Here is a 24,373-nt window from a genome sequence, read left to right on the forward strand (position 1 = left end):
TTACAACTTATTTCTTCACCTCCTTTTCTTTAACATAATATTCGCTTAATAGATTTTGTTAATGGACATATAGCCATTAGAGGGAAAATATGCTTCAAAATAAATATGAGATTGGGAGGAGAAAGTCTATTTTATAGAAAATTGGGAGAGTGTCTAGGAAGGATAGAATAAGTAGTTAGGTAAGTGACCTGAAAATAAAAGAATAGATTTTTAGTTTAAAAAGGCAGTTATTCTTTTATTAAAAGAGTAGCTGCCTGTTGACATTTCTTTGATGCATTTTAATTTGACATTTTGGAGATATGAGATAGTTGTCTCCGATCACTATACATATTAAGCATTTTTACTTATAACAGATGATGATTACTTGAACAACTTATTTTAGTTATGGAAAAAATAAGACTAAAATTTTGTGACCGAAATCAATAACCAAATGAGTAATACAATCTCTTTAGCCATATTTTAGATTTTACTAAAAGGAAGACAAGGAAGTAATTTTACAGGGTGATTAAGCCAAGCTTTATAATTCCTCAATAGGACTACAATAATTTTTTGACTATCATTAGGCATTTAGTTTTTAGGGAAATAAAATAGCAATTATGACCAAGATAACTAAGGGTAGTATGGACACTTACTAATAATTAGCAAATGATTATGATTTTTAAATGTTGGAAGTATCTGATGTAGGAAATCAAAATACTGATTCAACTTTAATTATATGGAGTTTAAAGATTGTTTTTTAATATCCTTTAATCATAACATAATAAATAATGCCAAGTTCACTATATTTTAAAGGTGACTTGGCATTAGACAGACATGTAAATTTGTTTTAGAAATTAAGAAACAATATATGGAACCATATTATTCACTTATTATTCCTGCTCTTCCTTGTAAATACTTAAGCCCTGCTTCACCTGTCCATTTGGCTCTAGCATAATAGTAATCATCTTCATTTATATAAATATCTTGCGATTCTACTTGTTGATAGTCACCGATTGTCCGTGTATGTACAGATTTGTTTATACCTGTAACCTCTTGCATTATATAAGCATAATAGTTAATATAACTATTATTTTCAGCCCAAAATAAGTCCATTATGTTATCTCCACACCAAACCTGACTTCCAGAATGATCTGAATCGCTGCTAGACACTACTGCGGTTGATGATGCTGCATAGGCATTAAACGAAAAAAACATTAATGTACCAAAAGTGAGAATACTACCAGCTACTTTTTTTCTTTTTAAATTTTTTCTCTTTTCCATACAATCTCCTCCTATTTACCCTATAAAATCTTAAAAAAAAACTTTATTGGTAATTATTACAAATAAAATATAACATAATTTTACAATATCTTGTAGTAATTTGTAAATTTGTAATATAAAATAATTTTAGGAAATGTAGGAGGTATTATCTTGGGGAAATTATTAAACTTTATTTACATAATTTTTTTACAATTTAGCAGGCAGCCCATTTTTTGGTTACTGTTAGTTGGATTTTTAGCTTACGAATATTTAGCCTTGTCTGATATTTCTTCACCTGGTGATGTTTTAACGTCAACTAGCTTTTTAGTCCAGGCTGGGATATTAGCTTTTATTTTATTTGGGATAATATTAGTACAACTAGATCATCGGCATCATTTAGAGGACCTATATTCAACGATTGAAAGAGGAATGCTCTTCAACCTAATTGGAAAACTGTTATTTGGACTATTATTGTCTTTATTCTTTACAATAATATTCTACGTTTTCTATTTAATTTATTATCTAGTTCAAGGGTTCGCATTTAATCATATCTTTATTAGTGCCATTTTTTATATGCTCCTCTATTTTTGTATTACTTTTTTCATTTCCTATTTTATTGGGATATTAATTGCCATTTGGATAAAGGGAAGATTGGCATTCCCGTTAGCACTAATTGCATGGGGACTTATAGGTCCAATTAATACATCCTTTTTAGGAATTCACCTTACAACATTGGCACGTTGGCTTAATTTAGGAGAACCAAATCCAAGTGGTGTATACAATGGATTATATGGACTTTCGATTGATTGGTTTTATTGGTTAAAACATTTTGTTTGGATTGTTACTTTGATAGTCTTTCTACTAATTGCACTTTATAAAACTTATTCAATCATTAAAAGAAAAACCTTTTCTAAATTGATTGCATTTTCTTTTATTCTACTTTTAGTCATTTGCTATGGGCTTTCGCTTGATAGACAACTATATATAACGGCACAGGACGAAGAGATTTCAAGAGAGCTAGTAGAATTTTTGTATTATCAGAAGGAACAGCCAGAGGCCAAATCGCTAGATATACACGCCTTGTCCTACGAAATTAATTTAGAGATTAACCGTTTGCTTAAAACAACTGTGAATATGGAACTTATAAACAATCAAGGCGAGCTGAATGAATTGACGCTATCTCTGTATCATGATTTTAAGGTTAAAGAATTGTTAGTTAACGGAAAAATAGTTCAGATTAAAAGAGATAAGGATTTAGTAACAATACCCTTAACAGAAAAGTGGGGCCAAGATGAATCAATTAAACTTACTATTACTTATGAAGGAACTAGTTCGTCTTTGTTTTACGCTAATAATCGGGCAATCTATCTTCCTTATTACTTTAATTGGTTGCCATCTGTAGATGCCTCTCCTTCTTTTGAAGTAGATTCATACGGAACTCTTGTAAGAAACAACCACCAGTTAAAATATCCGACTGAATTTGTCTTAAATTATGAAGGAAGAGAGCCCCTTTATACAAATATACCTGAAGTAAAGCCAGGACAGTTCAAGGGAACTTCCTCGACAGGACTTTCTCTCCTTTCTGGTGAACTTCAAGAGCGTAGTGTTGAAGACGTGCAACTTGTATATCCAAGTGATATTAAAGGTAACCATTATAACGAAATGAAAGATTCTACAATAATGCTTTTGAATTATGTATCAAATAATTTAGGAATCGAAAACCTAACTTATCCAAAGCAGGTTTGGAAGGCTCCTACACTATCTACTTCAGACAATTCAATGGAGGAAATGGTCTGGTATACACCTGAAACACTAATTTTTAGTTATTCCAATTCATCTTGGTATATTGATTCCCCTGCCTATTTTACTTATTGGCTATTTCCAGCTATTTCATGGAAATATGAAGATATTGAAGTAGAAGATAGGGATGTATTTCGCGCATTCGACTTAATGTATTGTTATTTATATAATCAGATTCACAATATAAAAGATGAAGGGAATTTTTTAGATTGGTATAAAAATGTTTCATCACAAGGACAGAAAAAAGAAGTTTTATATGCTTTATCAGACTGGTTGATGGAAAATGATGCTATAGAGGAGAAACAACTATTTGTTAAAGATTGGTATAATTTAATGAAAAATAATAATTCTTCTTGGGAAAATGTTTATAAATTATTAGAAAAATACAAGGGAGTATAGAAAATTGAAATCAATTATTGTAAAGGATATTACTAAAAGTTTTGGATCCAAGCGTGCTCTAGATCATGTTTCTCTTGAAATTCGTGGAACCTTCGGACTTTTAGGTCCTAATGGGGCTGGGAAGACAACTTTAATGAAGTTGTTGGCAACTCTAGACATACCTGATAGTGGCATCATAAGAATTGATGAAGATGACCTTTCTTGGAACGAACCATCTGAAGTTCGTGAACGGTTAGGTTATCTTCCTCAACATTTTTCAATTTACAGATCTCTTAAAGTGGAGGAAGTAATGAACCATTTTGCCATTTTGAAAGGTATTAGGGGAAAAAAAGTTAGAAGTGAGGCAATAAATTCTATCCTTCAATCAGTTAATTTATCTGAACAAAAAACGAAAAAGGTAAAGAACCTTTCAGGTGGTATGCTTCGGAGGCTTGGGATTGCACAAGCCTTATTAGGTAATCCCCAGATTATTATAGTAGATGAACCAACAGCCGGACTTGATATTGAGGAAAGAGTTCGTTTCTGCAGACTCCTTCGGAAAATTGGTGAAAACAGAATTATCATTATTTCAACCCATATTGTTGAGGACTTAGAGTCAACATGTGACCATATTGCTATTATGAAGGAAGGAAAGATATTACAAACGGGTACAAGGAATAAACTTGCTGAAATGACAAAGGGACTTGTTTTTGAAATGGATGTTCCATTTGATTCACCTATCCCTATAAAAGAAGAAGATATTATATCCATTAAACAACTTAACAACCGTTATTTGGTACGTTTCTTTTCTGAAGCTTCTATTAATAATGCTAGAACTGTCGATACTTGTCTCGAAGATACCTATCTATATATAACTAAAAGGAACTTAACTCATGTTTAGGAAAATAGATTTATTTTTTGAAGTAAAAGCAATGGGTTATGCATTTTATTTCCCTTTAGTCTTTTTTATCGTTTTCTTTATCCAATATGTGATGGGAGAAAAAGAACTGTCTTTCTTCCTTCTTACGCAAATGGAGTTTTTAATTGCTCCTTTTTCAGCCTGGTGGGTTATTTTTTTATACTTTGATTATTTTGAAGAGGATGGAAGGGATTTGTTTTACAGCTATCCAGTTACTGCATTAGAGCATGGTTTATTTAGGGTTAGTATCTTCTGCTTTATTTATTTCTTATTCATATTAATTTGTTGTGCTGCCTTGACATTTAGATTTCCTGATGCTAACTTCTTTGTACTTTTGTTGCAATATTTATCTGAATCGATATTTTATATTTCAGTAGCATTCTTGTTTATCATTTGTTTTAAAAAAGTTACTATTCCGATTGTGATTATCGGATCATATGTTTCCACCGAATATTTAACTGGGGGACAAATTATCCCTTTATTTCATGTCATGTTCTTTAATGATAGTCCTTTAGCATTTGATGAAGTAATCCTTTCTTCAACTATAAATTTAGTGCTAAGTATTGTATGTACGGTTATTGGACATTTGCTACTAGCAAAGCAATCTCAATTAAAAGTCTTTAAAAATAATAAGTTTTACATATAGGAGTAGAATTTCCTAATAATGGGTAGTTCTAAATTTAGATTGGAAAACTTAAAATAAAATGCCCTGATTTTTTACGAGTAGTAAAAGGTCAGGGCTTGCTTATTGTAGTAGAAGATATCTTCTAATAAAAAATGTAATGTTACATATCTACTTGTATAAATTTTTTAATAGGCTCTATACTAGTTATTGAAAGTATAAAAACAGAGCCTATGTTTTGACAGATAAAAAAATGAGGTATAAATTAGAATTATAATATTTCGAATTCGAGATATTAAATTTAAAAAGCATAAGGGAGTCTTTCATATGAATCGATTTGAAGAAAAAGTTGTACTTATTACTGGAGCAGGTTCTGGATTAGGGCAAGCAGCGGCTCTTCAAGTCGCTAAAGAAGGGGCAAAATTATCTTTAGTTGACTTAAATGAAAAAGGTCTTGAAGATACAAAAGCAAAAATTTTAGAAGTAGCACCAAAGGCAGAAATATTACTTATTACTGCGAATGTGGCTGATGAACAAGCAGTGCAAAACTATGTAAATAAAACGGTTGAAACCTTTGGTAAAATTGACGGTTTCTTTAATAATGCAGGTATAGAAGGAAAACAAAACTTAACAGAAGACTTCGGTAGTGATGAATTTGAAAAAGTAGTAAGCATTAACTTAAACGGTGTATTCTACGGATTAAAATATGTTTTAAAAGTTATGAAAGAACAAGGTTATGGTTCAGTAGTGAATACTGCATCTGTTGGTGGTATTCGTGGAGTAGGTAACCAATCGGGTTATGCTGCTAGTAAACATGGTGTCGTTGGGTTAACTCGTAACTCTGGTATAGAATACGGTCAATTTGGTGTATCGATTAAAGCTATTGCTCCAGGTGCGATTATGACGCCTATGGTAGAAGGGTCATTGAAACAAATCGATCCAGAAAACTGGGAAGAAGTAGGAAAACAATTTGTTCAACCGAATCCAATGAAACGTTTTGGAAAACCTGAAGAAGTTGGTTACTTAGTAGCGTTCCTACTATCTGATCAAGCTAACTTCATTAATGCTGCTGTTATACCTATTGATGGTGGTCAATCTTATAAATATTAATATGGATTATTAATCAATGAATGAATCGTCCCATTCGATTGCAACTTTGCATGAATGGGACGTTTTTATTTTTATAATACTTAAAGAGATTCTTAAATAGTTGAAACTTTAAAGAGCATAAAAAGCGGTGGTATGATAGTTGAGAGATAACCATTTTAGGGAGTTTATAGATAAAAGACAATGAAAGAGAAGAGGATTCCATTGAAAATTAAGGAAGTTATTATACGTCATCTAAAAATGAGATTAAAAAATCCATTCTCAACGAGTTTTGGAACGTTTCATGACAAAGAGTTTTTATTGTTAGAAGTAAAAGAAGAAAAGGGAACAATTGGATGGGGCGAATCAGTAGCATTTGATGCACCTTGGTATACAGAAGAAACTTTGAAAACAAATTGGCATATGTTAGAGGATTTCATCATCCCTCTTCTTTTAAATAAAGAAATACACCATCCAGATAATATAACGGATTTGCTTAAAGGAATTAGAAAAAATAATATGGCTAAATCAGCTATAGAAGGGGCAATTTGGGATATTTATACACAACAGACGAATCAGTCATTGGCTCAGGCATTAGGTGGTAAAAAAGATAAAATTGAAGTGGGAATTAGTATAGGAATTCAAGAAACGATTGAAAAACAAATCGAAGTAGTAGATCGTGCGATTAAAGATGGTTATAAACGAATTAAAGTGAAAATTAAACCTGGCAGGGATATCGAGATAATCCGCTCATTACGGGAACATTTCCCCGATGTACCATTGATGGCAGATGCCAACTCAGCTTATAGCTTAAAAGATGTAAAGTTACTAAAGCAACTGGATGAATTTAACTTAACAATGATTGAACAACCCCTTGCATATGATGACATTATTGACCATGCGAAACTTCAAAAACAAATTAAAACACCTATTTGTTTAGATGAAAGTATCAATTCATTAGAAGATGCGAAAAAAGCTATCGAGTTAGGCAGTTGTGGCGTCATCAATATTAAAATTGGGCGTGTTGGAGGTATTACTGAAGCGAAAAAAATTCACGATTATTGTGAAGAAAAAAATATTCCAGTTTGGTGCGGAGGAATGTTAGAATCCGGTATTGGTCGTGCGCATAATATCGCACTCACATCCCTTTCTAACTTTGTAATGCCAGGTGATACAGCAGGCTCCAACCATTATTGGGAGCAAGATATTATAAATCCGGAAGTCGTAGTAGAAGATGGTTGCATTCTAGTACCTCAAAAGGTAGGAATAGGTTATGAGCCAAATATAGATATAATTAATCAATATACAATTGCGACAAAAATATATCGGTAATCTTCGTCCGAAAACAATTCATGAGTTGTTTTCGGATTTTTTTCGTCGAATTTTGAATAACATAAAACGAGTATAAAGACGTATGAATAAGAAAAGAAATCATATCCATATATTGAGAGCTTGTTCATAGAAATATAAGATTACCTATATCCTAGGTAATTGTCCAATTTTAGAAATGAGGGAATTGGTGAAAAAAAGTTTTCAAATAGGTGGAGCTTTTGTTGGACTAGTTGTTGGTGGGGGTTTCGCTTCTGGACAAGAAATCATGCAATTTTTCACGGGGTTTGGGATATACGGTATTGTTGGAGCAATTGTTGCCACAATTGGATTTTCTTATTTAGGAATGTGTATAGCACAATTAGGATATGAGTTACAAACTACTTCCCATAAAGAGGTTGTATATCATATAGCGGGTCGGACTTTCGGTACGATTTTGGACTTTCTCATCACGTTCTTTTTATTTGCGTTAGTTGTGGCTATGTTCGCCGGTGCTGCTTCAACGGTAAAGCAAATGTTAGGGTTTGACCCCTTTATAGGAAGTTTGCTCATGGTAGCGTTAACCGTTTTGACGTTAATGCTCAATGTGAAAAGTATTATTAGTGTCATAGCAGTAGCAACCCCATATTTAATGGCAATCATGTTGATTATTGCAATCTATTCCATCCTTACAATGGATTTATCCTTTGCTGAACAAAATATATTAGCCCAACATCAACCAATAGCAGCCCCAAACTGGCTGATGGGTGCTTTGCTTTATGTATCTTATAATATCGCTACCAGCGTCGCGATGCTAACAGTTATTGGTCGTACAGCATCAACAAGAAGAGTGGCTGGAGCAGGGGGAATCATTGGTGGGCTAATGCTTGGAATGTTAATTTTACTTATTAATGTAGCTATGTTTGCAAAAATGGATATCGTGTCCGGTACAGAAATGCCTATATTAGAAATTGCTAAAAACATACATCCGTTATTAGGGTTCTTAATGGCATTTGCTTTGTTAGGGATGATTTACAATACAGCAGTAGGTCTTCTCTATTCCTTTATTATTCGTTTCATTCCGCCAAAGGATCCTATTTATAAGCCGTCTGTCATATTAATAGGTGCCATTGGCTTTATGGCAAGTTTTGTTGGTTTTACAACATTGGTAGGAAAAGTCTATTCGTTAATGGGCTATTTAGGGTTTGCTCTTATTTTAGCCATTCTTTTTTCAAGGGCGAGTAAAGAGTAGCGTTTTAAACGTATTGAATACTTCACTGAAATTATGGCAACCGGATTATTTGGAATGGTACTTTTCCTTACTGTTGAACATTAAATAAGAGAGAGAATAATGAATGTTCTTTGGATTATTGTTTATTCCAACTAAGTAAGGGAGAATGAGGATGAATAATTTTCAGTGGAGAAGAGCGGTACAATATGTGCCAACTGCTTCTAATCAACAAATAGTAGCAAGTGAATTCGGCGATGTAACCGGGGACAGATTTCCTGATTGGGTATACCTGACAGGTACGAAAGAGCCCGATAGTCCTTTTTTAAGGAATATAACGCTGACAATAAGAAATGGCCATACTAACCAATTTCAGCATATAGCGCTTCCAGAAAATGCTGGTTATAACCCAACTATATGGTTAGGGGATTTAACAGGTAACGGAGTAAAGGATATATTAATAACGATTGATTCCGGTGGTAGTGGTGGTATTTTATATAGTTATGTCTTTACTTCTATCCAAGGAAGAATGACGAAAATTTTTGACTCGATTCAATTTAATGAACAACACAACTATACGGTACAATATGAAAATCAATATAAAGTAAGTGTAGTAAGTGAAAATCCGAAGAAAAAATATATTTTAGATTTGCAATATAAAGGGAAAGAATATTTAGAAGAGATTTATAATGCAGACGGTACTTTGAAACAGCCTATAGAAGGTTGGGTAGATCCAATCAGTGGGATTTACCCAATTGATTTGGCGCGAACAGGTAAATACTATTTACTTACAATGCAATTAATTGCTGGACAATATCATGCCGATGGATTAGGAATTGTTGAAAACCTTTTACTTTGGGATGGACGTCAATTTTCCATTGTCCGACAAACGGTTTCAATACAAGGAGAAAATATTTTATAAAAAGTAAAAAAATATGAATAAACTCCAAAAAACTACACATCCTATATACATCAAGTATAAGGAGGAAATTTCTGTGAAAAAATTCTTATTAATTCCTTTTTCATTATTATTAGCAGGTGTGCTAGTTGGTTGTGGAAATGATAATGCCGAGGAAAATGATGCAGTTGAAGAAGAGGAAATCATCAACGAAGATGTAAATGACGAAGCAAATGACAATGGTACAGGTAACAATGACAACACAGTTGGTGATGAACCATTAGATGGTAATGGTAACGATAATGCTGATGAAGCTCTTGAAACAGAAGATGGCATGGGAACAAACAATGAAGGAAATACAAATGGCACAACGAATGGTACAACAAACGGTGCAGATATGAATGGTAATGGAACGAATGGAAATGGACATGAATTGCCTGGAGAAGAAGACGAAGAACAATAATTGAAAATAACATTAAAAAGTAGTGTTAGGTATTCTAATACTACTTTTTTTATTGTTAAAAAGTACTCCTAAATAAAGGAGAAAATTAATATGTTGAAGAAACAAGAAAAATTTTGATAGGGGAAATGGGGATTTCATTATGATTATTTATCCATCTCTGACAGAACCGGTTAAAATGGGAGTAACTGCTCCTTCGTCTGGTTTACATATGGAACAACATTCATTGTTGGAAGAAGCTATTTATCGTATGGAACAAAAGGGATATGAAGTTGTGATTGGACAAACCTGCTGGACAGAATATAAAGCGAAGTCGGCTCCTGCTAAAATTCGAGCAATGGAACTAAATACGATGTTACAGGCTGACTCTATTCAACTTATTTTTCCCCCATGGGGAGGGGAATTGTTAATTGAAATATTGGAGCATATAGAATTTGATCAAATAAAACCGAAATGGTTGTTAGGGTATTCTGATATAAGTGTATTGCTCCTTGCGATTACATTAAAGACGGGGATTGCAACGGCCCATGGGACAAACTTAATCGATTTGCGCGGTCCAATGTCAGACCCAACGACGGCCATGTGGGAAAAGGTGCTTTTTACAAAAAAGGGAGAAGAGGTCATTCAATATCCATCCGAAAAATATCAAGAACGTTGGCAGCATGATTATCCGACGGAGTGGATTTTCCATTTAACGGAACCGACAAAGTGGAAAACGATTTCTAATTCCCCGATGTTTATAAAGGGAAGGTTACTTGGAGGTTGTATCGATGTGATACGTCATTTGATTGGAACAGAATATGGAGATGTTCAACATTTTCAAAAAGAAATTATCCAAAATGAACCGATCATTTGGTATTTAGAAAACTGTCAATTGAATGTAACGGATTTAAGAAGATCATTAGTGCAAATGAAATTGGCAGGATGGTTTAATAATTGTAGTGGTATTTTGTTTGGAAGAAGTGAAGCAAATGATACGATTTATGATTACCATGTTTTAGATGTTTATATGGAACTAGCGGAAGAGTTGGCGATACCAATTGCGTATGACATTGACTGTGGACATATGCCTCCGCAGCTAACTTTCGTGAATGGGGCCCACGCAGAAGTGAGGGTTTATAATAGTGGTAGTATTATAAAACAACAATTTATATAACAAAAAGGGCGCCTCTCCTATTAGAGACGCCCTTTTGAAATTTATTTTACTATTAATGCTGGGCAATTTACTCGTTTCATTACTTTATGACTAACACTACCTAGTACCATCTCTTGTAAGCTGTTTAAGCCTCGGCTACCAATAACGACTAAATCAACTTGTTGCTCGTTGGCATATTTTACAATCTCAAGTCCTGGTGTGCCATGTAGAATAATCACCTTATAAGAAATATTTGATTCGCGTAACAGATGTTCTATTTTGGATAATTTTTTACGTCGTTCTAGGTTTAATGCTTCGCTAGATGAGGAATGTAATACTTCTACCTTCGTCTTTTCGAAGTCTACAACATAAACTACATCAATGATAGAATCTTTATGAAAAGAAGCAATTTTTATCGCCTCTTTTGTTGCGCGGACAGCATTTTCAGAACCATCCGCTGCTAATAAAATCTGTTTATACATGCGAATCCCCCTTTAATGAGATGATGACATTCCTTGTAATTTTGAGATGACTTTTTTACTTGAAGCATCTAATTCGATCACTTCAACTTGAATCCCTTTTTCTCTTAATAAATCTTCCACTTTCAATAATGCACCAACACCAGAATCATCCCAAATTCGACTATTTGAGAAATCAAGTTGAATCTGGTTATTTGTAATTTCGACCTTTTTAAAGTAGTCAATAAAAGATTCGGTTGAGGCGAAGAATAGCTGACCATATACAATGAATTGATTACCTTCTTGTTTAATTTTTACTGTAGAAATTTTTACAACGAAGAAAATCGCACTTAAAATGACCCCTGCTATAACACCTTTTGATAAATCATGAGTCCAAACAACAATGACGACAGTTGTTAGCATGACAATAACATCCGTTCTAGGAGCTTTTACTAAATATTTAAAGGAGCTCCAGTCAAAGGTTCCGATACTTACCATAATCATAATTCCAACAAGTACTGGCATTGGAATTTTAACTACTAAATCTCCGAGAACGATAATTAAGAAGATTAAAAATAAGCCCGCTACTAGTGTGGATAGACGACCGCGACCACCGGACTTGACATTAATGACGGATTGACCGATCATAGCACAACCTGCCATGCCTCCAAAGAACCCAGTGACGATATTGGCAATACCTTGACCACGAGCTTCTCTATTTTTATTACTTTCCGTACCAGTCATATCATCGACAATTTGGGAAGTTAATAATGACTCTACTAATCCTACAATAGCAAGGGATAATGAGAACGGGAAAATAATCTGTAATGTTTCAAAATTAAAAGGAACATTAGGTATGAGGAAGGATGGTAAAGTTTGCGTAATGGATCCTAAATCCCCGATTGTTCTTAGTTCAACACCTCCAAAAATCGCAATGAACGTTAATAGAACGATTGCAATAAGCGGAGCTGGAATAACTTTTATGAAACGTGGTAACGTATAGACAAGAAGAAGTGTTATACCGACGAATACATATGTCATTGTTGAAATGCCGATAAAATGCGGTACTTGGGCCATAAAAATTAATAAGGCTAATGAATTGACGAAGCCAATCATGACAGCATTCGGAATAAATTTCATTAACTTAGCAATTTTGAAAACACCAAAAAGTATTTGAATTAATCCGGTTAAAATTGCTGCTGCAAATAAATACTGTAATCCGTAGTCCCGAACTAATGGAACCATAACAAGGGCCATAGCGCCTGTTGCTGCAGAAATCATTCCCGGTCGTCCACCGGCGAATGCAATCGTAACAGCCATCGTAAACGATGCATAAAGCCCTACCATAGGATCCACTCCTGCTATAATTGAAAAGGCGATTGCTTCTGGAATGAGTGCGAGTGCTACGACAATTCCTGATAAACTATCGCCACGCACGTTACCAAACCATTGTTGTTTTAAACTTTGCATGGTATTCTCCTTTACATAACAATTTGCTTTGTTTGAAGTTTTAGAAAAAAATCTTTGATTATCATAACACGTCTATTCCTAAAAGGGGACCTTTTTGGGAATTTATTTAGGAGCGATAAAATGATCTACGGTTATATTAGACCCCTTTATAATGATATCCAATGTGAAAATCAGTTACATGTACTAAAAGGTTGTAATGAAATTTTCCGTGAACAACATGGATCCCCCAAAAAACGGATTGCCCTTGAGCAAATGCTTATGTTACTTCAAGAAGGAGATACGATTATTGTTGAACGAATGTTTGCATTGGCTGATACAACACGGCATTTGATGGAACTATTAAAAATATGTGAAAAAGACAAGGTAACAATTCGTTTTTTAAAAGAGGGTATTGAAAGTAAAGGGAAATTGGACTTTTCTTTGCAAGAAATAATGGATGTTATACTAGAATTTCAGCAAGATATTGTAAAACAGTCAACAACGATTGGACTAGCCCATGCTAAAGAACAAGGAAAAATAATTGGTCGTCCTAAAAAGTCGGATGAAAGCATTCAAAAAGCAATTTCAATGTATCATTCAGGGAAATATTCATTGCACGATATTAAAAATGAAACTGGAATCAGTAAATCAACCCTATATCGGTATTTAGAGTCGTTGGATAATAAGTAAAATAAAAAGAGTGTAGATAAAGTGGAAATCACCTTTTCTACACTCAAAAGCTTTATTTTGTGGTGCTTAGTAAGCAAGCCAACCAGCATCGGCAGCAATTACTTGGCCGTTGACGAAACTTGATTCATCAGAACCTAAGAAGATCGCTAATTGAGCAATTTCTTCTGGTTGGCCAACTCGTGGCATTGTCGCATTACCAGTCATTTGACGACCAGCACCAAATTCAGAGACATTTGTCATGGAAGCGCTAATATTTGTAGCCACTCCTCCTGGAGCAATCCCGTTGCAACGGATCCCAGAATTAGCATACATATAGGCAGTATTTTTTGTTAAACCAGTTACAGCGTGTTTAGAAGCAGTATAAGCTGCACCAGCACGAGCTCCTCGTAAACCACCTGCAGAAATATTATTAACAATCACACCGTGACCTTGCTCTAAGAAAATATTTGTTGCAATACGCATTGCACGCATAACACCGGTAGTATTAACCGCAAATACTCGATCCCATTTTTCATCAGAGATTTCACCAACAGGCTCCATACCATCCATGATTCCTGCATTATTTACTAAAATATCTAATTTACCAAAGGCGTCTTTTGTTTCTTTAAATAAATTTTCCAAATCTGCTAATTCAGCAACGTTTGTACGATTAGCGATAGCAACGCCACCATTTGCGTTAATTGCGTCCGCAACAGCTTTAGCGCCTTCGAAATTGTAATCCGATACAACGACTTTAGCACCTTCTTTTGCATAACCTTCTGCAATTGCTTTTCCCATACCTGATGCTGCACCAGTTACAATCGCTACTTTGTCTTGTAATCTCATAGTAAAACCTCCCTGAATTTTATTGAACATCTGTACAATAAATATTATAAATGTATTAAGTAAACGCTTTCAATAAGCAAAAACATGTATACTGTTCATTAATGAACACATATTAAATTTTTTGTTTATAAAGAGGTGAAATTTTTGGCACAAGTCGATTTACGTATTATAAAAACAAAGGAAGCTCTTCATACAGCATTGCTTACTTTATTAAAAAATAAACCGTTAGAATCTATTTCGATTTCTGAAATATGTAGAAATGCAAAAGTTAATAGGGGAACATTTTATTTGCACTATTCTCAAGTTGGCGATTTATTTGAAGAATATTTTAGAGAAATGATGGAGGATTTGGCTAACTCCTATCAAGAACCATATCGTCATGTAGTAAAAATAAAGACAAGTGAATTGGATCCATCGACGATACGAATTTTCCATCATATTGAAAAATATAAAGAGTTTTATCGCATTGTCTTTTCTAAAAATGTGCCTTTAACTTATTACTATTTACTATTCGAAGAGACAAAACGGTTATTTACAGAAGATGCTAAAGAACATTTTCAAGTAAATGAGGGGATTGATCCGAATTTTTACGCATCCTATCAAGCAAATGCTATTTTAGGAATGATCATTCAATGGTATAACGAAGGGTTTCAACAAAAGGCTAACGTTTTAAATGAGCAGTTAGTGAAAATATTGAACTTAAAATAATTTAAATTAAGTCTAACATTTCAACTGCATATAAGATAAAATAGTGGGAAAATACTTCGCAAACCGAAATGAGAGGAGACATCTATGCTTTCAAAGTTTTTTTCGTATTACAAACCACATAGGCGTTTATTTATCGTCGACTTTACGAGTGCAATCATTGTAGCGATTTTGGAATTAGCTTTCCCAATTGCTGTTCAGTGGTTTATCGATACATTATTACCTACGAATGAGTGGGGGACAATTGTTAAAGTAAGTGTTTTATTATTACTTGTTTATGTATTAAGTACAGTTTTAAACTTTATCGTAAACTATTTAGGTCATAAATTAGGTATCAATATTGAAACGGACATGCGTCAAGATTTATTCAATCACCTCCAAAAACAATCATTCCGTTTCTTTGATAATCATAAAACTGGCCATCTAATGAGCCGAATTACAAACGACTTGTTCGATATTGGAGAATTTGCTCACCATGGTCCAGAAGATTTTTTCATCGCCGTTATGACGTTTATCGGGGCGTTTGCTATTATGTTCAATGTTAATTCGACTTTAGCACTAGTAGCATTAGTTGCCGTACCATTTTTAGTTTGGATCGTAACCTTTAGCAATAAGAAAATGAATGCAGCTTGGAAGGAAATGTATGGAAAAATCGCTGAAGTAAATGGGCGTGTGGAAGACAGTGTCTCCGGTATTCGAGTAGTACAATCCTTTACGAACGAAGCTTTTGAAATGGAACGTTTCCGTGAACAAAATGGATTATTTAAAAAAGCAAAGTTATTTGGCTATAAAGTGATGGCAGGTACCCATTCTGGTATTTACATGATGACTCGACTATTAACTTTAGTCGTATTAGTTGTAGGGGCATGGTTAAGCTTCAATAATCAGTTATCCTATGGGGAATTGGTAAGCTTTGTTCTTTACACAAATGTATTAATTAAGCCAATCGATAAAATTAGTGCGTTACTCGAATTATATCCGAAGGGGATGGCTGGTTTTAAACGATTCCAAGAATTGTTAAGTGAACAACCTGAAGTACAAGATAGAGCTGGTGCTATAGACGTACCTTATTTACACGGTGACATTAAGTTTGAAAATGTTACATTTGGTTATGAAGAGGATAAAACGATTTTAGACAATATATCATTTGAGTTAAAAGCAGGTGAAATGACGGCATTTGTCGGCCCATCGGGGGCAGGAAAAACAACGATTTGTTCGTTAATACCACGTTTTTATGATGTGCAGAGTGGTTCTATATCGATAGATGGCATTGATATTCGAGATATGACAAAACGTTCATTACGCGAACAAATTGGGATTGTACAGCAAGATGTATTCCTATTTACAGGGACGATTCGAGAAAATATCGCATATGGAAAACGGGAAGCGACCGAGGAAGAAATTCAAAATGCCTTGAAAAAAGCCCATTTAGAAGAGTTTGTTCAAGGTTTATCAGAAGGTCTTGAAACACAAATTGGAGAACGCGGTTTAAAACTTTCAGGAGGACAAAAACAACGTCTTGCCATTGCACGAATGTTTTTAAAAAATCCACCGATACTAATTTTAGATGAAGCGACTTCTGCACTGGATACTGAAACGGAAAAAATTATTCAAGAATCTTTGGCAGAACTGGCTGAAAATCGTACTACCCTTGTCATTGCCCACCGTCTTGCTACAATTAAAGATGCGGACCGGGTAATTGTTGTTACGCCTAATGGCATTGAAGAAGATGGATCCTACAATGAATTAATAGCGGACAATGGAATTTTTGCCCGTTTACATCAGCATCAATATAGTTAAATGGTTAGAAGAATCCGCCTTTTTAGGTGGATTCTTTTTTTAAAAGGATTATACTTAAAGTGAAAAGAGTAATGTATAGAAACAGAAGGTGTTTGAACAATGCATTATCCAATTCAATTCATCACAGAGTACTATGCCCAAGCATCCATTATATTTACGGATATGTTCATCAATTCAATGCCGAAAGGGAGCAGAGATAGAGGGCGTTACACAGGAGCTAATCGAGCAGGAATTATCATCCCATTAAACGGTAGTGCGAAGTTTAGTTTGAATGGTACACCTTACTACATATCTGCGGGAACGATTGTACATGCAGGACCACAGATGGCAATTGATATAGAAGTAATAGGTGAAGATATATGGCAATATGCAGTGATACACTATCAAGTTTTGGATGATGATGTTGGCAAATTTCCATATTTTAATCAGCACTTTTCTTTACCAATCGATGATAGTGTTCTCCTTTCGGATCTTACCCATCAATTAATGAAAAATTACATAAAACCGACCAATATTTCTCAAATAACTTGTAAACAATTATTTCTTAAAATAGTAGAGGCAATTTTACTAAGTTCCATTAAAAAGAATGATAATGGTAGCTTGATGGATCAGGCGGTAAGGCTATTGCACGACCAATATGTTGAGCCTATTACGATACAAGAAATCGCTTCTCAGTTAGGAATTGAACGGAGGAGATTTGCTTATTTATTTGAACGACATACAGGTTTGTCACCTATTCAATATTTAACTGAAATTCGAATAAGAAGAGCTAAAGTATTATTACAAAGTGGATATTCCGTAGCAGAGGTAGCCGAAAAAGTAGGGTATGTCGATCATTTTTATTTTAGTAGAGTTTTTAAAAAACAAACGGGTATGTCACCATCAAAATTTAAAAATAGCATTCGTTAAAACTGTTTCATTATTTGAAGCAGTTTTTTTATTCTCTCTTCACTTCTGCAAAAGTCCATATTTTTTGTAAATATGTCCATTCCTAATTTATACTTGCTTTGCTAGAATTACACTTAATGAGAATGATAATCAATTGCATTTCGATTAATAGGAAAGCTTCTCGGTTTATCATGATCACAATAAAAATTGAAATGATATAAAAAATAGGAGTGTTATAAAGTGAAAAAAAGGTGGCTATTTGGTGCAGCAGCACTATTATCAATCGTTTTAGCAGGTTGTGGATCATCAGCAGAAGAATCTTCATCAGCAAGCAAATCTAGTACGACAGAGGCAACAATATCAGAGAAAACGGCAGAGGCTAGTACTCAAACGATAAACTATTTAAATGAAGAATATACAGTCTCAACAGAAGTAAATAACATTGTAGCAGCAAGTTTGGAATCAATGGAAGATGCTGCGATGTTAGGTATAAAACCAGTCGGTGTTTTACAAGTTGGAGGAAAAATCCCTTCCTATTTAGCTGAGGAACTAGAAGGGGCACAGTTAATTGGTGACAAAATGGAGCCGAATGCAGAGGCTATTTTAGCTCTAAATCCGGATGTCATTGTAGGGTCTTCAAAATGGAAAGAAGATGTTGTTGAGAAAATGAAGAAAATCCAAACAACGATTCCATACTCCCATATTTCAACTAATTGGAAAGAAAACTTAACGGTTCTTGCCCAATTAGGTGGTAAGGAAGCAGAAGCTGAACAAATTATTGCTGATTACGAAGAGAAAGCAACACAATCGAAAGCAAAGGTTCAAGAACAATTGGCAGATCAAACGGTATTAGTAATTCGTATTCGAGGAGGGGTAATGTATATTTACCCAGCAGATGTCTACTTAAACCCCGTATTATATGAGGATTTAGGAGTTCCGGTACCTGAAGTAATTGCACAAGTTAAAGCGCAGGCTGAAATTTCTTTAGAAACATTGGCGCAAGTAAATCCGGATGCAATTTTCCTGCAATTTGAGACATCTGAAAATGCAGACGCTCCACAAACATTAGAAGAGTTACAAAGCAATCCTATTTTTAAAAGTCTTAAGGCATCACAAAACAACCAAGTATTTGTCAATGCAATTGAACCATTAGCGCAAGGGGGAACGGCTTGGTCGAAGGTGAAATTTTTGGATATCGCTGTGGAAAAACTTCTTCAATAATTAGATAGAGGCAGTAGAGTGTGTTAAGTCGACTCTACTGCCAGTTTTCTGATTTTAATAAAAAAGGTGTGTAACCATTGAAATCTACTTTTACTCGACCATATACGATTTTAATATGTTCTCCCATTTTCATCTGTGTAGTTGCGTTAATTTCTATTTTATATGGCACAAAAGATATTAGTGCAATCATCGTATGGGATGCTGTTTTTCATTTTGATGCCACTAATATCGATCATCAAATTATTCGAACAAGTCGCTTACCGAGAGCTATTGCTGTTATTTTAGTTGGGGCGTTTCTAGCGGTAGCTGGCGCTGTTATGCAAGGTATTACCCGAAACTATTTAGCTTCTCCTTCTTTAATGGGCGTAAATGATGGCTCCGCCTTTGTTATTACGTTAGCAATGGTATTTTTACCAGGATTACCTAATTATCAAATGATTTTATTATCGATGTTAGGTTCAGCTCTAGGTGCGGGTCTTGTATTTGGGTTTGGTTCCTTCATACGAAATGGACTTTCTCCTGTAAGATTAGCCATTATAGGGACAGTAATTGGTATGTTTTTAAGTAGCGTTGCATCTGCCGTTGCTATGTATTTTCAAGTATCTCAAACTGTTAGTGCTTGGTATAACACAAAAATACATATGGTTGATTTAAATATGCTGTTCCTTTCAATCCCCTTTGGCTTAGTCGGGTTATTGTTAGCCATTATATCAGCACGAGCGATTACCATTACATCTTTAGGCGAAGAAACGGCAATTAGTCTCGGACAAAAGACAAAGATAATTAAAATAATCAGTATGTTATCAGTAGTTTGTTTAACGGGTACTGCCGTTGCTTTAGTAGGGAAAATTGCCTTTGTTGGTCTTGTCATTCCGCATATTACAAGGTTTCTTGTTGGTGTGGACTACCGTTTTATTATTCCTTGTTCAGCGGTAATGGGGGCCTTTTTCTTAGCGTTATGCGATTTGATTAGTAGGTATATTAATTTTCCTTACGAAACGCCAATCGGAGTCGTCACGTCGCTCGTTGGTATTCCGTTTTTCTTATTTTTAATTAGAAAATTTGGGGGTGAGAACCGTGGTTAAACAATCATCCCGTAAGTTTTACATAACAATCGTTGTTTTTGGTGTTGTCATTTTAGGAGCTAGTTATTTACATATGGCGAATGGTGTCTTTGATATGTCCGTACTTGATGTCGTCAAAACAATTTTTCGAATCGAAAAGAATGAACAATTTGATCTAGTTATTTTTGAATTTCGATTGCCACGATTAGTGATAGCCGGCCTTGTTGGTGTTGGATTGGCATTAGCGGGAGTCGTATTGCAAGGGATCACAAGAAATAGTCTAGCTGACCCGGGGATTATAGGAATTAATGCTGGTGCAAGTGCGGCAGTTGTTATTTTTATGTTCTTCTTGCAAGTAAGATTAATGGATGCTAGCTTGAGTAGCTGGGTCTCTATTTTAATGATGCCGATATTTGGATTTGTAGGTGGCGTCATTGCAGCAGCCCTAATTTTTCTATTTGCAGCGAAAAAGCGACAACTTGATATGCAGCGACTTATATTAACAGGAATTGCCATCAATAGTGGATTTGGTGCTCTAACAATGTATATTTCATTAAAAATGAATGCATCTGATTATGAATCGGCAGCCCTTTGGATGACAGGATCAATTTATAACGGGAATTGGATTTTTGTTCTTTCAATGCTCCCATGGCTCCTACTATTCGGCCTTTATGTTTATAAGAAAGCCCACTTACTTGATTATTTTCAATTGGAAGAAAGCCAGATTATAAGTTTAGGGATTGAACTAGAAAAAGAGAAAGTAAAATTGCTTCTAGCAAGTGTTGCTTTAGTAAGTGCTTGTGTTTCGGTTTCAGGAAGCATCGGATTTATTGGATTAATGGCACCCCATATTGCTAAACAACTTTTGGGCATTCATCATCGGTATATCATTCCAGCAAGTGCCCTAATCGGTGCAGCTCTGCTTATTTTAGCTGATTTTATTGGTAAGACAGTTTTTGCACCGGCAGAACTAGCCGTTGGTATAGTCGTTTCCATAATAGGGATTCCTTACTTTTTATATTTACTTGTAAAGGCGAAAGATTAGGAGGTTCAAGGATGGTTACTGCATTTCAAATTGACAATTTAAGTTCGGGATATGAAAAATCGTTAATCTTTAATAGACTTAATGTGGTCATTCCAAAGGGGAAGATTACAACAATCATAGGACCAAATGGGTGTGGCAAATCGACCTTACTAAAAACAATCGGTCGAATTTTAAAAAAAGAGCATGGGGAAATTTATTTACACAATCAAAATATGGATGACTTATCTACAAAGGAAATTGCGAAACAGTTAGCGATACTACCCCAATCACCTAGTGCGCCAATTCAATTAAAAGTAGAAGAATTGGTCTCCTATGGTCGTTATCCTCATCGAAAAAATATTAATCGCCTATCAAAAAAGGATATGGAGATTATTGAGTGGGCGATGGAGGTTACCAATACAGTTGAGTATAGACAGCGGGAGTTAGCTCAATTATCCGGAGGGCAAAGGCAACGAGTTTGGCTAGCGATGGCTTTAGCTCAAGAAACGAATATTTTATTATTGGATGAACCAACTACATATTTAGATATGTCCCATCAATTGGAAGTATTAAATATTATTAAAGATTTAAATGAAAAGCATGGCTGCACAATCGTTATGGTGTTACATGATATTAACCATGCTGCCCGTTATTCAGATGAACTAATTGCGATGAAGCAAGGTGAAATCATAAAATGTGGGACGCCTGAAGAGATTATCAATGCAGAAGTGTTAAAAGAAGTGTTCCAAATTCAAGCTAAAATTTTGCGGGATGATGAGACAAACAGACCTGTATGTTTTTCGTATGATATTTTATAGGAATGGTGTCATCATCTGTTAGGAGGTTTAAAGTTGACTCATTTCTCCATTGATTCAAACTATACAAATTATAAATATGATATCTCTGTATATGTACCATCTATTGAAGTACCGACTGAAGGTTTTCCTATTATTTATGTGTTAGACGGACTGAGCTACTTTCCGTTGGCAAAGCAGATTATCCATTTACAATCTCGCAATTCAGCAAAAACAAAAATAGAAAATGCTATTGTTGTTGGAATATGTCATCGGGAAGAAACGATGCATAGCCGCCGATTTTATGACTTTACAGCACCTGCAGAAAAAGTCCACTTTCCAGCCCATACGAAAGGAAAGCTAAATCATATTAAGGAAGTCGGTGGAGCAGAAAACTTCAGTTCCTTTATAACAAAAGAATTAAAACCAATTATTGAATCCCAATTTAAAATTAATAAGTCAAAACAATCCATCTATGGACATTCTCTATCGGGATATTATGTCCTTTGGAGTTATTTAACGAAACCAAACGAGTTCCAAACTTCTATAGCCGTTAGCCCATCGATTTGGTGGAATAATCGAGAGTTATTCTGTTATCTTCAAAATTGTGATGTCAATAAACTAGGTTCTCTTTACATGATAGTAGGGGAGAGGGAAGGATTTATGGTGGAGGATGCTGTACGTTTTTATAAGGAGCTACCCACTAGTATATATCAACAGTTATTTATCGCAATGGATGAAAATCATGCGTCTGTCGTTCCTACTACAATGAGTAGAGCCTTTAGGTTTTGTTTTGAAGTGAATAATGGATAAGAAACCCAAAACACTCTATAGGAAAAATGATTGCTCATTTTTCTTATAGAGTGTTTTTTAATTAATATATTGAAGGACTTTGTTAACAACCTGTTCTCCAGCTTCAACCCATTTATGTTTATGTTGAATTTCAGCATCTTTATCTACTGGATCTTGGAATTGACTAAAACCAGTTGCCTCCAGTAAAGAACTTTCATCAAAATCTAAACCAAGGTTTACAACGTGTTTAATAACATAGGGAGTTTGAAATTGAATACGTGCCTTACTTGAATCAAGCATCCCGCTTGTTACTACAAAGGGAAGACGCAAGTATATTGTTTCTTCATCTTTTTTGTATAAAATTGTATCAAAAAAACCTTGATCATAATCCCAATAGCTACCTAAACAAAATCCGTAGCGTTTAATATTATCCCGCAAAGAGCCAAATTCTACTTGTTTCCCTTCAAGTTCGGATTCAAATTTTAGCATTTGTGGTTTCCTCCTTTGTTTCTCCTAAAAGGATAGACAAAAAATGAGGAGCAAATACTTATGAATACAAGTTTTTGAAAATTTTTGAAATAAAAAGGTAGTACTTTTCAAAACTTAGTTAGCTTTGTAGTTGGGCTATTAAAGGAATGGATACTAATGCATCTTCGGTACTACTAAATGGTGAACGAATTAAAAGCAATCGTTCAATATATTCTGTTACTTGTGGGGGTAGCTCTAATTCTTCTTGCCAACTACGTTCCTTTTTTTTCATCGGAGTATAGGTTGAATATAGTAAGAACAGAAGAAAATGACCAATAAAGTAAAGATCACTAATATAATTTTCGGCACGCTTAGGATTATTAATTTCCTTTAGATTTACATCTTCTTTCACGTAAGTAGCCAAGCCGAAATCAATAATATATATTTGATTATCTTTTAACAAAATATTAGGAATACGTAAATCTCGATGAACGATTCCTTTTTTATGAAATTTAATAACAATTTCAAGAAGTTTCTTTGTTATTTGAAGTGATTGTTCTATAGAAAAGCGCATACCATTTTTAAAAATTGCTTGTTCAAAGGTTTGCCCATCTACATACTCCATTATATAGTAAGGTAACTTTTGAATTTCTCCGTGAAATAAAACGGAAGGGACGTTAAAGAAATCGATATCTTTTAACATATTAATTTCTTGGAAAAACTTATTTCGTAGTTTTTCCTTACGAATATGCTTTGCCTTCATTCTTTTTAGAACAAATTTCTCCCTTGTAACAGCGTCTTCAATTAAATAGGCAACACCATAAGAACCTAAGCCAATCATTTCGATAAAATGGTATGCTGTTTGTTGATTGATATAGTCTTTTACAATTTGGTCATATTTCTTTTCAGAAAAGTAATCGAACATTAGCTACTGAAAAAGCTACGGGAACTGAAGAAACTTCTTGAACTACGTTTGTAACCTTTTTTATAGTGTTTATGACCATAATAATTATGTTTATGAGAATAATGTTTGCGACTACTACTTGAATAACGACGACGATGACCGTGGCCATGATTTCCGCCTAATAAACCTTTTAAAATTTTATCTAACATCGAATCATT

Annotated in this window: 24 protein-coding genes; 18 read left to right on the forward strand and 6 right to left on the reverse strand. The window is 34.5% G+C overall.

The features are described from left to right. Positions 1–858: 858 nt before the first annotated feature. Positions 859–1,260: a hypothetical protein gene (locus MHH69_RS00350; protein ID WP_341361449.1), complete on the reverse strand. Its 402-nt coding sequence runs from the start codon at positions 1,258–1,260 to the stop codon at positions 859–861. Between the two features lie 150 nt (positions 1,261–1,410). Between MHH69_RS00350 and MHH69_RS00355 the strand changes: the two genes are divergently transcribed. From MHH69_RS00355 to MHH69_RS00395, 9 genes are all read left to right on the forward strand, one after another. Beyond that, positions 1,411–3,438, forward strand: a complete 2,028-nt coding sequence (locus MHH69_RS00355) for a hypothetical protein (RefSeq protein ID WP_122971983.1) — start codon at positions 1,411–1,413, stop codon at positions 3,436–3,438. Between the two features lie 4 nt (positions 3,439–3,442). After that, on the forward strand, positions 3,443–4,318 hold the full coding sequence (locus MHH69_RS00360) for an ABC transporter ATP-binding protein (RefSeq protein ID WP_122971984.1): 876 nt from the start codon (positions 3,443–3,445) through the stop codon (positions 4,316–4,318). Next, positions 4,311–4,982, forward strand: coding sequence for a hypothetical protein (locus MHH69_RS00365; RefSeq protein ID WP_122971985.1), 672 nt, complete (start codon positions 4,311–4,313; stop codon positions 4,980–4,982). Before MHH69_RS00360 ends, MHH69_RS00365 begins: the two co-directional genes overlap by 8 nt. Before the next feature lie 303 nt (positions 4,983–5,285). After that, positions 5,286–6,068: an SDR family oxidoreductase gene (locus MHH69_RS00370; protein ID WP_122971986.1), complete on the forward strand. Its 783-nt coding sequence runs from the start codon at positions 5,286–5,288 to the stop codon at positions 6,066–6,068. Positions 6,069–6,269: 201 nt separating this feature from the next. Further along, entirely contained in the window at positions 6,270–7,376 is a 1,107-nt protein-coding gene (gene menC / locus MHH69_RS00375; protein ID WP_122971987.1) for an o-succinylbenzoate synthase, read from the forward strand. A 187-nt stretch (positions 7,377–7,563) separates the two neighbouring features. Further along, a complete protein-coding gene (locus tag MHH69_RS00380; protein WP_122971988.1) occupies positions 7,564–8,604 on the forward strand; it encodes a YkvI family membrane protein in 1,041 nt (346 codons plus the stop codon). Between the two features lie 151 nt (positions 8,605–8,755). Continuing rightward, the gene (locus MHH69_RS00385) at positions 8,756–9,502 is read left to right on the forward strand and encodes a hypothetical protein (RefSeq protein ID WP_122971989.1); all 747 of its coding nucleotides are present in this window, start codon (positions 8,756–8,758) and stop codon (positions 9,500–9,502) included. Positions 9,503–9,575: 73 nt separating this feature from the next. After that, positions 9,576–9,941 (forward strand): hypothetical protein, encoded by a 366-nt coding sequence (locus MHH69_RS00390; RefSeq protein WP_122971990.1) that lies wholly within the window; start codon positions 9,576–9,578, stop codon positions 9,939–9,941. Positions 9,942–10,080: 139 nt separating this feature from the next. Beyond that, a complete protein-coding gene (locus tag MHH69_RS00395; RefSeq protein ID WP_341361450.1) occupies positions 10,081–11,094 on the forward strand; it encodes a S66 family peptidase in 1,014 nt (337 codons plus the stop codon). A 41-nt stretch (positions 11,095–11,135) separates the two neighbouring features. On the opposite strand, the gene MHH69_RS00400 is transcribed toward MHH69_RS00395, so the two are convergent. Together MHH69_RS00400 and MHH69_RS00405 are read right to left on the reverse strand one after the other, a co-directional pair. After that, positions 11,136–11,555 carry a universal stress protein gene (locus tag MHH69_RS00400; protein ID WP_122971992.1) on the reverse strand — a complete coding sequence of 140 codons (420 nt, stop codon included), beginning with the start codon at positions 11,553–11,555 and terminating at the stop codon, positions 11,136–11,138. Positions 11,556–11,567: 12 nt separating this feature from the next. Then, entirely contained in the window at positions 11,568–13,001 is a 1,434-nt protein-coding gene (locus MHH69_RS00405) for a SulP family inorganic anion transporter (protein WP_341361451.1), read from the reverse strand. Positions 13,002–13,121: 120 nt separating this feature from the next. Here MHH69_RS00405 and MHH69_RS00410 point away from each other — a divergent pair, with 120 nt between their 5' ends. After that, complete coding sequence (locus MHH69_RS00410) at positions 13,122–13,670, forward strand: recombinase family protein (protein ID WP_341361452.1); 549 nt, start codon at positions 13,122–13,124, stop codon at positions 13,668–13,670. A 66-nt stretch (positions 13,671–13,736) separates the two neighbouring features. On the opposite strand, the gene MHH69_RS00415 is transcribed toward MHH69_RS00410, so the two are convergent. After that, on the reverse strand, positions 13,737–14,495 hold the full coding sequence (locus MHH69_RS00415) for an SDR family oxidoreductase (protein ID WP_341361453.1): 759 nt from the start codon (positions 14,493–14,495) through the stop codon (positions 13,737–13,739). 144 nt (positions 14,496–14,639) lie between these two features. Between MHH69_RS00415 and MHH69_RS00420 the strand changes: the two genes are divergently transcribed. From MHH69_RS00420 to MHH69_RS00455, 8 genes are all read left to right on the forward strand, one after another. Then, positions 14,640–15,203 carry a TetR-like C-terminal domain-containing protein gene (locus MHH69_RS00420; RefSeq protein WP_341361454.1) on the forward strand — a complete coding sequence of 188 codons (564 nt, stop codon included), beginning with the start codon at positions 14,640–14,642 and terminating at the stop codon, positions 15,201–15,203. Positions 15,204–15,287: 84 nt separating this feature from the next. Beyond that, entirely contained in the window at positions 15,288–17,000 is a 1,713-nt protein-coding gene (locus MHH69_RS00425; RefSeq protein WP_341361455.1) for an ABC transporter ATP-binding protein, read from the forward strand. Between the two features lie 99 nt (positions 17,001–17,099). Next, complete coding sequence (locus MHH69_RS00430; protein ID WP_341361456.1) at positions 17,100–17,909, forward strand: helix-turn-helix transcriptional regulator; 810 nt, start codon at positions 17,100–17,102, stop codon at positions 17,907–17,909. 219 nt (positions 17,910–18,128) lie between these two features. Continuing rightward, on the forward strand, positions 18,129–19,109 hold the full coding sequence (locus MHH69_RS00435; RefSeq protein WP_341361457.1) for an iron-hydroxamate ABC transporter substrate-binding protein: 981 nt from the start codon (positions 18,129–18,131) through the stop codon (positions 19,107–19,109). A gap of 77 nt (positions 19,110–19,186) precedes the next feature. Further along, positions 19,187–20,194: a FecCD family ABC transporter permease gene (locus MHH69_RS00440; RefSeq protein ID WP_341361458.1), complete on the forward strand. Its 1,008-nt coding sequence runs from the start codon at positions 19,187–19,189 to the stop codon at positions 20,192–20,194. Continuing rightward, on the forward strand, positions 20,187–21,218 hold the full coding sequence (locus MHH69_RS00445) for a FecCD family ABC transporter permease (protein WP_341361459.1): 1,032 nt from the start codon (positions 20,187–20,189) through the stop codon (positions 21,216–21,218). Before MHH69_RS00440 ends, MHH69_RS00445 begins: the two co-directional genes overlap by 8 nt. A gap of 11 nt (positions 21,219–21,229) precedes the next feature. Next, on the forward strand, positions 21,230–22,015 hold the full coding sequence (locus MHH69_RS00450; protein WP_341361460.1) for an ABC transporter ATP-binding protein: 786 nt from the start codon (positions 21,230–21,232) through the stop codon (positions 22,013–22,015). Between the two features lie 33 nt (positions 22,016–22,048). After that, positions 22,049–22,804, forward strand: a complete 756-nt coding sequence (locus MHH69_RS00455) for an alpha/beta hydrolase (protein WP_341361461.1) — start codon at positions 22,049–22,051, stop codon at positions 22,802–22,804. Positions 22,805–22,861: 57 nt separating this feature from the next. Here the strand turns inward: MHH69_RS00455 and MHH69_RS00460 are convergent, their stop codons facing one another. Both MHH69_RS00460 and MHH69_RS00465 read right to left on the reverse strand, forming a co-directional pair. Continuing rightward, positions 22,862–23,272, reverse strand: a complete 411-nt coding sequence (locus tag MHH69_RS00460) for a YugN family protein (RefSeq protein ID WP_122971999.1) — start codon at positions 23,270–23,272, stop codon at positions 22,862–22,864. A gap of 118 nt (positions 23,273–23,390) precedes the next feature. Next, positions 23,391–24,176, reverse strand: a complete 786-nt coding sequence (locus MHH69_RS00465; RefSeq protein ID WP_341361462.1) for a serine/threonine protein kinase — start codon at positions 24,174–24,176, stop codon at positions 23,391–23,393. Between the last annotated feature and the right edge of the window lie 197 nt (positions 24,177–24,373).

This window comes from Ureibacillus sp. FSL E2-3493 (genome assembly GCF_038077515.1).
GTDB classification, from domain to species: domain Bacteria; phylum Bacillota; class Bacilli; order Bacillales_A; family Planococcaceae; genus Ureibacillus; species Ureibacillus halotolerans.

Bases quoted from the DNA above. Each gene is read 5' to 3' on its own strand.
- MHH69_RS00350 (WP_341361449.1), bottom strand. From the start codon at position 1,260: ATGGAAAAGAGAAAAAATTTAAAAAGAAAAAAAGTAGCTGGTAGTATT.
- MHH69_RS00365 (WP_122971985.1), top strand. From the start codon at position 4,311: ATGTTTAGGAAAATAGATTTATTTTTTGAAGTAAAAGCAATGGGTTAT.
- MHH69_RS00370 (WP_122971986.1), top strand. From the start codon at position 5,286: ATGAATCGATTTGAAGAAAAAGTTGTACTTATTACTGGAGCAGGTTCT.
- MHH69_RS00385 (WP_122971989.1), top strand. From the start codon at position 8,756: ATGAATAATTTTCAGTGGAGAAGAGCGGTACAATATGTGCCAACTGCT.
- MHH69_RS00395 (WP_341361450.1), top strand. From the start codon at position 10,081: ATGATTATTTATCCATCTCTGACAGAACCGGTTAAAATGGGAGTAACT.
- MHH69_RS00400 (WP_122971992.1), bottom strand. From the start codon at position 11,555: ATGTATAAACAGATTTTATTAGCAGCGGATGGTTCTGAAAATGCTGTC.
- MHH69_RS00405 (WP_341361451.1), bottom strand. From the start codon at position 13,001: ATGCAAAGTTTAAAACAACAATGGTTTGGTAACGTGCGTGGCGATAGT.
- MHH69_RS00410 (WP_341361452.1), top strand. From the start codon at position 13,122: ATGATCTACGGTTATATTAGACCCCTTTATAATGATATCCAATGTGAA.
- MHH69_RS00415 (WP_341361453.1), bottom strand. From the start codon at position 14,495: ATGAGATTACAAGACAAAGTAGCGATTGTAACTGGTGCAGCATCAGGT.
- MHH69_RS00425 (WP_341361455.1), top strand. From the start codon at position 15,288: ATGCTTTCAAAGTTTTTTTCGTATTACAAACCACATAGGCGTTTATTT.
- MHH69_RS00430 (WP_341361456.1), top strand. From the start codon at position 17,100: ATGCATTATCCAATTCAATTCATCACAGAGTACTATGCCCAAGCATCC.
- MHH69_RS00450 (WP_341361460.1), top strand. From the start codon at position 21,230: ATGGTTACTGCATTTCAAATTGACAATTTAAGTTCGGGATATGAAAAA.
- MHH69_RS00460 (WP_122971999.1), bottom strand. From the start codon at position 23,272: ATGCTAAAATTTGAATCCGAACTTGAAGGGAAACAAGTAGAATTTGGC.
- MHH69_RS00465 (WP_341361462.1), bottom strand. From the start codon at position 24,176: ATGTTCGATTACTTTTCTGAAAAGAAATATGACCAAATTGTAAAAGAC.